Annotated in this window: 8 protein-coding genes; 3 read left to right on the top strand and 5 right to left on the bottom strand. The window is 43.0% G+C overall.

What is annotated here, in order from left to right; genetic code table 11:
• Positions 1 to 63: 63 nt before the first annotated feature.
• Positions 64 to 1,746 (top strand): DUF3482 domain-containing protein, encoded by a 1,683-nt coding sequence (locus BTW00_RS08950; RefSeq protein WP_075107113.1) that lies wholly within the window; start codon positions 64 to 66, stop codon positions 1,744 to 1,746.
• On the opposite strand, the gene BTW00_RS08945 is transcribed toward BTW00_RS08950, so the two are convergent.
• The 3 genes from BTW00_RS08945 to BTW00_RS08935 form a co-directional block, all read right to left on the bottom strand.
• The gene (locus BTW00_RS08945; protein ID WP_075107112.1) at positions 1,741 to 2,778 is read right to left on the bottom strand and encodes an ArsA family ATPase; all 1,038 of its coding nucleotides are present in this window, start codon (positions 2,776 to 2,778) and stop codon (positions 1,741 to 1,743) included. The two genes, BTW00_RS08950 and BTW00_RS08945, sit on opposite strands and share 6 nt — an antisense overlap.
• A gap of 52 nt (positions 2,779 to 2,830) precedes the next feature.
• The gene (locus tag BTW00_RS08940; protein WP_093070887.1) at positions 2,831 to 3,142 is read right to left on the bottom strand and encodes a cory-CC-star protein; all 312 of its coding nucleotides are present in this window, start codon (positions 3,140 to 3,142) and stop codon (positions 2,831 to 2,833) included.
• Positions 3,143 to 3,257: 115 nt separating this feature from the next.
• Positions 3,258 to 4,940 (bottom strand): carbon starvation protein A, encoded by a 1,683-nt coding sequence (locus BTW00_RS08935; RefSeq protein WP_075107111.1) that lies wholly within the window; start codon positions 4,938 to 4,940, stop codon positions 3,258 to 3,260.
• A gap of 307 nt (positions 4,941 to 5,247) precedes the next feature.
• Here BTW00_RS08935 and BTW00_RS08930 point away from each other — a divergent pair, with 307 nt between their 5' ends.
• Both BTW00_RS08930 and BTW00_RS08925 read left to right on the top strand, forming a co-directional pair.
• Positions 5,248 to 5,916 (top strand): hypothetical protein, encoded by a 669-nt coding sequence (locus tag BTW00_RS08930; RefSeq protein WP_058024834.1) that lies wholly within the window; start codon positions 5,248 to 5,250, stop codon positions 5,914 to 5,916.
• A 91-nt stretch (positions 5,917 to 6,007) separates the two neighbouring features.
• A complete protein-coding gene (locus tag BTW00_RS08925) occupies positions 6,008 to 6,571 on the top strand; it encodes a hypoxanthine-guanine phosphoribosyltransferase (protein ID WP_058024833.1) in 564 nt (187 codons plus the stop codon).
• A gap of 82 nt (positions 6,572 to 6,653) precedes the next feature.
• On the opposite strand, the gene recD is transcribed toward BTW00_RS08925, so the two are convergent.
• Positions 6,654 to 8,858, bottom strand: coding sequence for an exodeoxyribonuclease V subunit alpha (gene recD, locus BTW00_RS08920; RefSeq protein ID WP_075107110.1), 2,205 nt, complete (start codon positions 8,856 to 8,858; stop codon positions 6,654 to 6,656).
• A gap of 72 nt (positions 8,859 to 8,930) precedes the next feature.
• The gene (locus BTW00_RS08915) at positions 8,931 to 13,445 is read right to left on the bottom strand and encodes a UvrD-helicase domain-containing protein (RefSeq protein ID WP_075107109.1); all 4,515 of its coding nucleotides are present in this window, start codon (positions 13,443 to 13,445) and stop codon (positions 8,931 to 8,933) included.
• Between the last annotated feature and the right edge of the window lie 19 nt (positions 13,446 to 13,464).

Raw genomic sequence — 13,464 nt, 5'->3', positions numbered from 1 at the left:
CCACCAGATTTGTTTTACAATAAATGGCTAAAGTTTGATCATCAATAACAATAAGACGCGACTATGAATAATGACAATAAAAAAGAAAATTACGAGCATCACACGCCTACAGGTCTTTTTGCAGACAAGGCGTTGCCCAGCGACTCAAATAATAACTCTGACACCTCGCAATCACCGGCCGCTCATTCGAAAGTGACTCATGATAATCAATCCATATCAACTGAATCAGTACCGCCAGCCACCACAAATGTGACAAAAAAAACCATCGCCAGTGGTGAGGCGCTAAAATTGGCGGTCGTGGGACACACCAATACCGGTAAGACCTCCATATTGCGCACGTTACTGCGTGATGTCTATTTTGGTGAAGTCAAAAATGAGGCGGCCACCACGCGTCATGTGGAGCAAGCCAAACTCACAGACAGCCAAACCGGTGAAGACTTGGTCGTACTATATGATACCCCTGGCCTAGAGGACGCTTCAGGACTCATGGACTGGTTGGAGGACAACACCGCCAGTCGCCGTGATGGTATTGAGCGATTGCAGCAGTTTTTGGCATCAGATATCGCTCAAGGTGCAGATAGCGGTGTTCTAGACAGCTATGATTATAGCCAAGAAGCAAAAGTGATTCGTCAGCTGTTGGCAAGTGATATGGCCATTTATGTGGTAGATGCGCGTGAGCCGGTATTGGGCAAGTATAAAGATGAGCTAGCGATTTTATCGTGGGCTGCCATTCCGGTGATGCCTGTCTTTAACTTTACCGACAGTCAGGATGCCAATATTGATGATTGGCAAACCATGCTGGCAAGACGTAATCTACATATCTCCACACGTTTTGATTCCGTCGCTTTTGAATTTGAAGATGAGATGCATCTTTGGCAGAACTTAGCGACCATGCTCACTCATTCTGAGATGCTTGAGCAATTGATGCAGCGCCGGACTGAAGATTGGGCGCAGTTGTATGATGAGGCCAATATTATTATTGCTGACTTTTTATTGAATGTCGCTTCTTTTGTACGCGAGATTAATGAAGATGATGACCCGATGCCTGTCTTAGCGCAAATGCAAGAAGCGGTGAGGCAAAGTGAGCGTGCAATGCAGCACAATTTACTTAATTTGTATAAATTCTATGATAATGCCGTTGCAGCCACCCCGCTTGAATTACAAGCCTATCAGCAAGATCCATTTGATCCTGAGTTACTCAAGAGCTATGGTATCCGTACCACTTCTGGCGCAGCAGCGGGTGCGCTGTTAGGCTTGGGTATTGATGCAGCAGCGCTAGGTACGACATTGGGTTTGGGTGCAGCGATAGGTGGTATCGCAGGCGGGTTACTATCTAACACCAGTAGTATTGCCGATAGGCTCACTGGGGTAAAACGCTTATATATCGATCCTGCGACGTTGACATTGCTAGCAACGCGAGCGATCGACTTACTCACTGCCCTACGCCATCGCGGCCATGCTGCGACTGATGCCACCCAGCTATTATATAAAGGCGAGAAAAGCAGCCTTGAGACATCGTCAAATGATGGCAGTTACCATAATAATAGCAATGACAATGCCGATGAAGACAATAATCCAATCACCGTATGGCCTGCGAATAAATTACCCAGTGAGCTAAAAAAGGCTCGCGGCAAACCGCAATGGTCATCGCTTAGCAGTGGTAAGTCTGAACAGGCGCAACTACTTCGTGCAGATATGGCATGGTCGCTGTCGGGCAAATTACAGTCCTACAAGCGTGAGTCATGAGTTGCTATCATTTAACAACGCACTCAATGCCTCTGTGCCACGTACGTCTGTTTGCTGCAGATAAATTGGATACAGCGGATATTTAGAAAAATTGTTTTCAATATCTTGCAGTAAATCCTGCTGACGCTCAGCACGGCGGCGCCAAAACTCATCCGACTGCGTTGTTGATATCAACTGATTAATGACGATTGCTGCGGGCGTGAGCTTGCTGTCCTCTAGCTGTTCGATAGCCCGTTTGGTCTCAGCCAACGGCAACACGTCAGCCGTCATAACCAACACAATTGCTGTTTGTGTACGATCATGCAGCAGCAGTCCTGCTTGGCGAAACAAATGCTTGCGCTTTTCTAGCACGGATACCGCTTGCTCCCAGCGATCAGGCTTTTTTGCGGCAAACGGATTGGCCACATGGTTCTTTTGAGCGCTATCCGTTTGACTGCTTTTTTGATTGTGACTGTCCAAATGCGTCGCTACTGAGCGTAGCTTGGCTTGCCGTCGTTGCTGAGCAAGCAGTCCATCTGTCCATGCACCCATCATTTCTGGTAGTACTAGCAACCGTAGCGTATGCCCTGTCGGTGCAGTATCGAAGATAATATGCTCATAGCCTGCATCTGCCGCTTCGACTAAATGCTGGCACATGGATTCGAGCATCGCTGCTTCTTGGGCGCCGGGTGCTGATTTTGATAGCCTCAGATGCTCACGAATTTTGGGCATCATATCTGGATTGGCATAGGATTTAATCGTACGCTCAACTTGAGAAAAATGCTCGTCAACGATTACATCAGGATTTAACTCAATGGCATCTAAATAAGGTGATATTGCTGTTTTTGCGTTATTAAGCTGTGTATCCAACACGTCGCCCAAACTATGTGCTGGATCGGTTGAGACAATCAGCGTCTTTTGCTGCTGGCTTGCGTAATAGCTGGCAAGTGCGGCGGCAGTGGTGGTTTTCCCCACACCGCCCTTACCGCCGATAAATATAATTGGCTGTGCTTTTAGTTGTTCTACTAATGTATGTAGAGGATGTAATGCCATATTTTCATCTCATTTCTTATATTATTTTTATTTTTCAATCATAAATAAACGATTAGCAGCAGCCAACATGGTCAAATGGGCATCTATCCATACCCATGCGCGTGTGCCATTCGTGAAAGTTTTCTAAAAATAACGGCTGTAACTCTAAGGTATAAAAGCTGGCAGGATTATCAATGCCTAAGCTTTCAGCAAACATCAGCAGCATAAAGAAATCTTCTTCATCACGGGCAGCACGTGCCATCGTTTGGCGATAAGGTGCATGATAAAACTCATTCAACCCAGCCACAAATCGTTGCCACCATGGTTGAGTACTCTCTGGTGGTTGGGCGTTTTCTATATCATTTGATGTGTTTTTATTTTCCATAATTCGCTTATACCCTACTTATTTCTTATTGCCTATCATGCCTATGTGATACAAAAAACGCCAGCAATTGCTGCTAGCGTTTTTGAGTTGATAAATATTTAATATGGTTTAGCGTTTAAATGTCACCGCTTTTGCCTTTGTGTATCGACCATTCTTTGCGTAATACAGACAGACTCTCAAACGTTACTAAGATGGTTGCTATCAAGATAATGATATCCATAATGATCAGCAGCCAATTGCCATCAGTGAAGAAAGTTTTAAGCTGAATAAGTAGTGCAAATACCGTCATGACTAGCAAGAACGACAATGGCGCTAAAGTGTACCAAACTGGTTTGCCTTTACGTAACAAGATAACCGTTACGATCATTAGTGTTAACGCCGCCATTAGCTGGTTAGTCGTACCAAATAGTGGCCAGATAATCATACCACCAGCACCATCAATACCGCCCGCGCCGAATGCTAATAGCAAGCAGCTGCCGACAGCAAGCAATGTTGCGACCACGCTTTTATTGAGGACTGGCAGGTTATAAAACTCACCGAACTCTTGGAAAATATAGCGTTGCAGGCGTACACCAGTATCCATAGTGGTACCTGCAAACAAGGCAGCCATGACCGTAAGCATCGTCTGTGACAGTACCATGTCGATGCCAACACCCGCATTTAATATGGTCGCACCACCATCAATGAAGGCACCGATAGAACCGTCGCCAAATTTTTGATAGACCGCTTGCCAATCACCAAGGGTAGCAAAACCTGCGGTTGCTGCTAGAATTGCGCCGAGTGCCAGCATACCTTCACCTAGCGCACCAAAATAACCAACGAAACGCGCGTCTTCCTCTTTATCAATCTGCTTAGACGTCGTCCCTGTCGCAACCAATCCGTGGAATCCTGATATCGCCCCACAAGCAATCGTCACAAACAACAGCGGCATTAGTGATGGCGTGCCAACTGGCAGTGCTGTGTTTATTGCTGGCGCGACAATATTTGGCGTGCCGATAAAGATAGCTGCGTATAATAAAATCAAACCGACAAATAACTGCAAACCATTAATATAATCACGAGGTTGAAGCAGCATCCATACGGGCAACAACGAAGCAATCGCCGCATAGGCGAATAAAATAAGAATCCATACAGCGTTATCAGGTAAGCCCATCACGGTCTCAGGTAACACAATCGGGAACATAGGGCCAAGATAGATCAGCCCATATAAAGCGCTTACCCCGAGAATAGATACCCAAACCAAATTCATCTTGTAGCGATAAATACATTGACCGATGATAAAGGCAACCACCAAGGCGCCCCAAACAGGCAGTACAGCAGATGGCGTTTTGATCATCATATTAGCGATAGCAACACCAAACACCGCATTGACCATCAATAGTAATAAGAAAATCACAACCATCATCAAACTGCGGACACGTGTGCCCATGACCGTACCCGCAATAGAGCCAATTGACTGCCCCCTATTGCGCATACTTGCCCAAATGGCCGACATATCATGTACACCAGCCATAAAAATCGTACCGAGCACCACCCAAATGATAGCAGGTACCCAGCCCCAAATAACCGCAATTGCGGGACCAATAATCGGTGCAGCGCCTGCCACCGAGGTAAAATGGTGCCCCCATAGTACATATTTATTGGTAGGAACGTAATCGACCCCATCTTTCATCGTATGCGCTGGCGTGGGACGACTGTCATCCAATGCTAAAATTTTGGTAGCAATGAATTTTGAGTAAAACACGTAGCCACAAAGCATAGCAGCAACGCCGAATATCAGTACAATAGCACTATTCATCTTATCTCTCCCTAGACAAGTAGTAGGTAGTCTTATAAGTTCAAGCTTTTTAAATCAAAATATAAAAAATATGCTAAATTAGTGTGCAGCGAGTCATTCATATAACCTGACCCGTCACCGAATAAATTGTAAAAATCATGTGAAATGAGTATTAGCCAATAAATTTTTGCATTACACAATGATGGTGCGTCACTAAGTAGCATATAGCGTGGTGAGTCTTTGTTTCAAATTCTGGTTAAATGGTAACCGATTTCACGACAAATGTAACGCAAGTGAGACATGAAAAACAACAAATAAAGGAAGCACAATGGCACATTATTTTGGATTCGTACCTTCAGATAAATTAAAAGTATTAATCAGCGAGGCCGAACAAGTCGTTGCTTCAAATGAGCAAGTAGATTATTACCCTTACCGAGACGCGCTCACTCATCAGACAGCTCGTGATCTAACGGACAATTTGTTAGTCGGTTTGGTAGAGATTATTCCCAACCCTGAGCGCCAAGCCGCGATGCGTAAAATCGTCACCATGATAGAGCGCTCAACCGATACCCTGCTTAATATCTTACTTGGTAAAGAAAGTAACGAAGAAGTGCTGCCAAGCTTTCACTTTCTAAAAGATCAGGCAACTTTTATTGATAATGAAGGCGTAAAACGTATTGGCTTTAAATTGTCAGAAGCAGATGCTAGAACTATCGTTGAAGGCTTTGCTGCTATCACACCAGAGCACGTAGATAGAGCCAAGTTTAAAACAGCGCTCGAAACCATGAATGATGCGACATTAACCCACTTCGTCAGCCGCTACGCTGAAACGTTAAAATTAGGTATGATCAAACGCAAATCAGTGCCAGTTGCCAAATCTGCGATTGATAAAGGAATGAATATGGCGCTTAACAAGCTACTACCTGATCTACCAAATGACTCGCTCAATCGTTTGGCAAATTATTACCGTCCATTTATCATTGAAAAACCAGAGTAATTGCTAAATTTTGACAAATGGTTATATAACATTGGGAAAACTTACCAAAACTTGTTAAAATACTTGGCATTTTTCACCAAAGGTGCGCCCGATGACCCAAATCAGCAATCAAGAAATCGAAAAAACATTACGTAACTCAGAGTGCCTGATCAGCAGCATTGAAGTTGCTGCCGCTTATGAGCGCTTGGCCGCTCAGCTTAACCTACACTACGCTGGTTTGAACCCAATTGTGATGGTTGTTATGAACGGTGGATTAATTCCAGCTGGTCAATTATTGACGCATCTGACATTCTATCATCGTATGCATTATATCCATGCGACACGCTATCGTGATAATGAAGGTACTAGCGATCTTGATTGGAAATTCAAGCCTGATGTGAGTATCGAGGGCGAGCATGTCTTGTTGATTGATGATATTTTTGATGAAGGCATCACTCTAAAGGCTGTTGTCGAAGAGCTAAATAAAGAAAAACCATTATCTCTCGAGTCTTGTGTGCTGCTAAACAAGCAGCATGACCGCAAAGTTGCCGATTTTGATGTTGATTTCGTCGGTATTAATGTCGCAGATCGTTATGTCTATGGCTGTGGTATGGACTTCCATGGTTACTTGCGTCACCTGCCAGGTATCTATGCTATCAAAGAAGATAAGGTTTAAGTCTTACCTCTAAGTGACTAACAATATCTAAGTTCAAAAAAAGCATCCAATTTGGATGCTTTTTTTATGCTCAGAATGATAATCATAAGTACTCAAACTGTAGAGACAAACCGGTATGTCTTTCGGTCGGTGTTTGGACAGCTTTCTCAAAAGCGTGTTTTGTACTGTATATAGTCACTTGTTTTTTGGCACGAGTCACCGCTGTATAAATAAGCTCCTTGCTTAATAATCTTGCATGACTATCATCAAACGTAATTGCGACATGATCAAATTCAGATCCCTGCGACTTATGAATCGTCATAGCGTACGCAGTAGCAACTACCTCCTCGTTGAGTAGATTGACCGCAATCCCTTGGGTCTTATTTTCAAAAAACACTTCCAATCGACTTTTGTCATCTGATGTCTGTAAGCAAAAACCAATATCACCATTAAATAACCCCAATTCATAGTTATTCTGCAAAATCATAATAGGGCGACCGTGGAACCATGCGTTTTGACCCAGCGGGAGCTTTAGTTCAGTGAGATGCCATTGGGTGAGATAATTATTAATGTAATGATCGCCCCACTCACCATTGTGACCAGCGGTTAATACTCTGAACTCACTAAATATTTCCATCAATGATGCAATAGTGCTTTTTATTGATTCTGGCATAGATTTTTCTACTGGATTTCTTGGCAAATTTTTAACTCTTTTCATATATGGTTGATAATTTTGGGAGATCTTTGAGATATTTTTTTTATTGCTTAGGCTATTTTTTATCTGATTGCTTGGTACAGAGTCTACTTGCAACGTATTAACGTATTGGAAACTCAAGGCATCGTCTTGCCTTAATAATTGCCAAATAGTTTGAAGATTTGTCTCTGCTCTATTGATTTGGATAGCCAGCTTGCCAATACCTGAGTCCGCGCCAAATCGGCGACTCTCAGTCAGCTCTGCATGAATGGATTGTAGCAATGGTATGCGGCATAAATCCGCCAATACCGCCCCTGCATCGACTGCTGCCAACTGGTTAGCATCACCTAACAGTATGAGCCTTGCGCCTGGTTTCACTGCACTCACCAAGTAATTAGCCAACTCAACCCCTAGCATCGACGCTTCATCAACAATGATAATATCTTCGCCAAGTGGATTATCGGCATTGTAACGAGGTCTGCCCGTCAGCCCAATACCTAGCAAACGGTGAATGGTTTTGGCTTCTTGCAGCTGCAAATCAATGCCCGCTGTATCCAAAGCAGCCTGTAATGACTCCTGCATACGCTGTGCAGCCTTACCAGTAGGCGCCGCTAGTGCTAGACTCGCACTATCCGTACTAAATCTAATATTTTCAGAACCCTCCCCTCCACTCTCTGTCGCTTGTTGCAGTGCAATAACTAACTGAGCAACGGTGTATGTTTTACCTGTCCCTGGACCACCGGTAATGATACTAAACGCGTTGTTATTAGCGACATTAATTGCTTTTATTTGATTTTCGTGAAGACTTTCAGGTATTGTTATTGGTAAAGGCTTTACTTTTTGATTCAAGATATTGTTAATATTTTTTGCCAAATTAAATTCGGCCTGCCATGCGCGATGTAGCCAAAAAGTAATAGATTCTTTTGAATTTTGGCTGTTAGTTATGTCGTAAATGATAGGTTGGTTATTATTGCTTAGGCTATTTTCTTTATTGTTATTATTAGTGTTAGCCTTAACCTCAGCAAACAAAGCATGCTTATTAACTAGATTCATGAAAAAATTAAAATCGGTATTTTTTAGTAGCTGAAATACCTTGGCAATTGTATCAAAACGCTTGGTTAGCATGTCCTTTTCATGATTACTCAGCGCCAACTGTGTCCATAGCTGATTCCGCTTATCAAATAATGTGCTTAGCAATGTAAATATCGACGTTTCGGCGGTAGATTGATCTTCTGGTTGAGTATTTGATTTGGTATCTATGAGCGCAAAGATTGGCATTGCTAGCATCTCTAATAACTTTTGCTGCCAAGTGTATAATGTGACCGACTCATTATTGATTTCACCTTGCAATACCTCTTCATTCTCAGAGGACTCAATGGTCAGTACGGTATGGCCCTCTTCCAAATGCGTCGCTAACATCATGAACAATGCGTTAAATAAATAATCGTCTTCTTTCTTATCGGCTTGTTTGCTCTCATTATTCGCTTTTGCATACGTTGCGTCGTACGCTATACGCGTTTGCTCACGGCGTAGCAAAATATAATCACTGATATTACTGGCCCAGCTTTCTTGCCATCCAATTACTGCACTGTTTTTATTATTATTGCTCATGATATATTTATCTCTGTTTTGATTTGTTTGATCTTTTTAGAATCTTTGATTAATAATATTCGCTATATAAGCTTACTAATCAGGTACACCAAATAGCGTATCTAAACCTTTGATAAATTCGATTGGTATATCCCACGTCACGAGTCCATAACGGCCGTTATGTGGTGATTCGCTCGTTTTAATAGCCTCTTGTGATACGGTAGCAGTTGCTTGAGCGTCGGGGCTGTATACCCCTCTTAGAAAGACATATTCTACCGCCCCTAAATACCTAGACTCATTGCCTACATAATCAGCAATTCTCATCGAAAGGAATCGATGCAATGCTACTTGGTAAATTGCTGCCTGTAGCCAATACCCTGCTTTGGACATGATTTTTTTAAGTGTATTTTCATTGTAATCGCTTAGGCTATTTCCTAAAAAATTACTCTTATAATCGACCACATAGTACTTGCCAGCATACTCATAAACCAAATCAATCTCACCACGTAAGTAACGATACAAGTGCGTTCTATTTTGCGGCACAAGATTGACATGTTTGTCTGTCTCATCAGGTAGATACTGTTGAAATAACTGACTGATATCTTCTGCTTTAAAGCGCTCTGACAATCCCATATTGAATTCTAATTCGGCAAATCGCTGATTTGTATCCAAAGCATATAAGGGTTGATTGGAGGCCAATAGCGGAGTACGCAACACTTCTTCAACCCAAGTAATCAATGCCTCATGCTTCGTTGTGTCTATTGCATCAGCGTTAAATGAGACAGAACTCTCTTCTCGGTTGCCTTGTGCTCTACGGCTTTGATGTTCAGCACTGCTGTACACCAGCGGTAATTGATAACTACTTACCGCTCTATCGATCACCCCAGACCACTGGGATTTATTAGTGAAATCGATTTTTTCAAATATCTCATGTAAAAACGTACCTGCATTAGCACCTTTTATAAAGGTAAAGCGAATATCCTCTTCTGACTTGAGACTTATCTCATCAATTTTTTCGAGAGACGTATTACTATCAAGGCTACTATTAGGATAAGGTTCTAACGACATTGCAGCGTCTGCCATATCAATATCTATCGCATCATCAATACGCTCATCTACAACAGCCATTGCTTGCGTTGATTCGTCTAGCTGACGAGCCAATGCCGTAAAGCTGGTCTTAGCCCAACCATAAAAATAACTCGTTTTCATAACATCAGAAAAAGGAACGTACTCAATCACTTGTGTCGTGGGCTCTATGGTAAGTTTGGTATCTGTTGACGTTACTGTCTTAGCATAATTGCTATTGTAGAACTCATTAATATTATGCCCTCTAAGCATACCTATCGTGCCTTTTAGCCTATCAGGTAATTCAAACTTTGATTCTGGAGAGTCAAACCAATAAAATACTGGTTTGCGCTTCATATCTCTTGTGTCATTAGGGTCTCGCAACACCACATAAAGTTGTTCGCTAGCCCGCGTAAATGCCACATAACCAAGTCGGCGCAGCTCATCAAAGCCTTCTTTTGTTTCGATATCAGTATAATAGTCCTCTACCGTAGCAGAGCCTTGCAATGGTGAGAAGCGGCGCTGATTACCTATAAATTGATCCTCTGCTGATTGCTGCACTAACGCTGAAGGCGCTTTCTGGACGTTATATAAATATAGACCATACTTCTCATTATTACCTGATTTCCTACTGGCATCTCCCATACCCAGTACATAGACTATCGGAAACTCAAGCCCTTTTGATTTATGAATGGTCATGAGCTGCACGCCAGACTCTGTGGGTAGCGGATATTGCTTCGCCCAATCACTATTGGGAGCAGCCTCTATGTGCTGTCTAAACCAAGCTAATAGCTCATGCTCACCCATACTTAGGCCATACTGCGCCAACACGTCCATCACATGACGTAAATCCACGATATGTCGATCACCTTCTGGATGAGCGGCCAGTGCTTGCCAAACGCCTTGTGACTGTATGGGGCTTTTATCCAATAAATAGTGTAGCGCCGACAAAACACCAAAATGCTGCCAACGCTGTGCACCTTCTTTTAGATAAGTAATAAAATCTTGATAGCTCTTTTTATGTTCTCTATTTTGAACATCGCTATTATTTGAGTTGATACTATTAAGTCTATCGTCACTCTCAGCCACACCTGATTCATGATCCGTCATCATCGCTTTGATATCTTTAATACTTAGGCCATATAGATGGCTGGTCAAAACCCGATTAATCATGTCATGACGATACGGGTATAGCATGGCACTAAGTAGCGCTGCGATATCTTCTGCCATAATCGTCTCGAAGATACTGACATCACTGGTAGTCAAGGTTGGTACGCCCAGTTTGACCAGCTCATCCTCAACCTGCTTTAAATCTTTTTTGGTTCGTGCCAGCACCCCGATATCACTGGGCTGAATCGGCTGATCGTTTAATGTTTGACCACTGCTGAGCAAGCTAGCAATATGACGAGCGGTGATTTCATACTCATCATAATCAAGCTCACCATCTTTACCATTAGGCAGGTGCAATACACTCACTGGCTGAGCAGAGAGCACGTCTGTCACCAAGCTACTATCTTTTGCGTCTGAATCTCTAAACCAAGATAGTTTGCTCTTGGCTTCCTCACCTTCTTTTTCTTTCCTAGCTCTCGTATGCTGGTAATAAATATCACTGCCCAACTGTGCCAGCTTGTTTTCAGCAGTCGTTGCTGTCGGCATACCAAACCAGCAGTTTAGTGCATGAATCACCCCTGCATTTGAGCGACGGTTGGTATTGAGCGTCCAAATGGTACTTTTGTCAAACTGCCCTTTCATATAATTATAGTTGGTCACGTCACCGCCACGGAACCCATAGATCGCCTGCTTCGGATCACCAACCAGTAGCAAAAACTCATGGCTGGATTTTTTGGTGGTGGATTGCTTGTCATTATCCGACTGTTTGCGTTTACGCTTTGGCAAATAAATGCTCTCGATCATAATGGCCTGCTCGCCATTGATATCTTGCGACTCATCAATTAATGCAATGGGGTAATGGTGACGTATATAACGTGCTAGCTTATCGCCTTGCCGACCCGTTAGTGCTTGGTTTAAGCGTACCATTTGCAGACTAAAGGTGGTCTCCCCTCGCTCCTCTAAAATCACTGGCAGTCTATTGCGTACCGCAAGCACGATATGGCGGTTAAGGTTGGCTAGGACAGTGATTATGTATTCATCCAACTTTTTGCTTTGTTCGATGTATCGTTTAAAATCACGAACGACTTGCAGCTCGTTAAATATTAAATTAACTCTTTCACCATCCTTTGGCTTATAGAATTGCTTTCCTATATCATCAGTCTTCTGAAAAGCTTCAATCAACTTTCCCGTATAATTTTTCGAGTCTGATATAAACCTATAAGCAGCTGGACCAAAATCTTCTAATGCTTGAATAATTTTAGGCCACGAATCTCTATTGTTTTGCAGCTGTCCTTTTGGAACTTCATAATACTCGCCGTCAGGTTTGAAGAAAATATCAAGCTCATCGCGGCGTTCAATAATAGTATTTATAAGCCGCTCGTAACCCTCGAGTGAAAAGTCACTCATCACAATCTCATCAATCGGCGCAGAAATAAAATTCAGCGAGCGAGAAACAAAGTTTTTATGATCCCCTACTGCAGTCAGCTTACCTTGCTGATCCATAAGCGCATACAGTTTGGGCTGCTCATGATACAAACGGCTTTGAAACTGACGCAGCTCATCGTGAATGATACTATCGGTGATCTGCTCGATACTGCTGTCTTCAATGATTGCCATACCTTGCTGATGACCCGTCTCGCTACTGTACTCGGTCAACCACTTTTGCGCCAAGCTATCAAGTGTCCCGACAAACAGCTTATCCAACGTGGTTAATACTAATGCGGTGCGCCGAATCGCCTCTGCCATCGGATAGCTATACACATGATCGAGCAAATAACCGACCAAGTGTAGGTTCACAGGATCTTGCATGATGGTATCTAAGCGTGCATGTTTGGCTTGCTCTATCAACCATTTTTCACGATATTTTTTGACTTGCGCGCGCTTTTCTCGAGCCACCTGCTGAGCATGTTTATGGTCATGGTCAATATCTTGATTAAACTCATCAGTCTCTGTTTTAGCATTTGATTCGTTACTTGAGTCGTTGCTTGTTGGCTTATCCTTGTTATTCTTGTTATCGCCACTATCAGGCAGTACCTGCAATAGGTTGGGATATAAGTTGTCTTTATTATTGGTATCTGCACTCAGATTATTGACCCATTGTAATAGCTGATAGAACTCTACCAGACGGTCGTGGATGCGCTGACGCATTTCGGCGGCGGCGGCTCGAGTAAAGGTGGTGGCAATGATTTGCTCTGGCGCACGTCGCGCTTCAATCAGGAGACGCAACACAATGCCTGTCAGCGTCCACGTTTTGCCTGTACCTGCTGAGGCTTCGATAAGATACCTTCCCGTTAATGCAACCGCAACCGCCGGTGTTATTTCTTCTTTTTCCTCAACTATAGCCCCTGAGTCACCCGAAACATCTGGATGATCGTCAGATAAATTTGGTTGTACAGTAGGTTCGATAATGTCGGTTGTGTCAGTAAAATCTGTCATATAAGCGCATACTTTTAAT

Source organism: Psychrobacter sp. C 20.9 (genome assembly GCF_001921765.1).
Taxonomy (GTDB): Bacteria; Pseudomonadota; Gammaproteobacteria; order Pseudomonadales; family Moraxellaceae; genus Psychrobacter; species Psychrobacter piscatorii_B.
The sequence above is the reverse complement of the archived record's forward strand: the minus strand, read 5'-3'. Positions and strand labels throughout refer to the sequence as shown.

What these genes read in the sequence shown, in the direction of transcription:
- BTW00_RS08950 (WP_075107113.1), top strand. Translation starts at nt 64, where the DNA reads ATGAATAATGACAATAAAAAAGAAAATTACGAGCATCACACGCCTACA.
- BTW00_RS08945 (WP_075107112.1), bottom strand. Translation starts at nt 2,778, where the DNA reads ATGGCATTACATCCTCTACATACATTAGTAGAACAACTAAAAGCACAG.
- BTW00_RS08940 (WP_093070887.1), bottom strand. Translation starts at nt 3,142, where the DNA reads ATGGAAAATAAAAACACATCAAATGATATAGAAAACGCCCAACCACCA.
- BTW00_RS08935 (WP_075107111.1), bottom strand. Translation starts at nt 4,940, where the DNA reads ATGAATAGTGCTATTGTACTGATATTCGGCGTTGCTGCTATGCTTTGT.
- BTW00_RS08930 (WP_058024834.1), top strand. Translation starts at nt 5,248, where the DNA reads ATGGCACATTATTTTGGATTCGTACCTTCAGATAAATTAAAAGTATTA.
- BTW00_RS08925 (WP_058024833.1), top strand. Translation starts at nt 6,008, where the DNA reads ATGACCCAAATCAGCAATCAAGAAATCGAAAAAACATTACGTAACTCA.
- BTW00_RS08915 (WP_075107109.1), bottom strand. Translation starts at nt 13,445, where the DNA reads ATGACAGATTTTACTGACACAACCGACATTATCGAACCTACTGTACAA.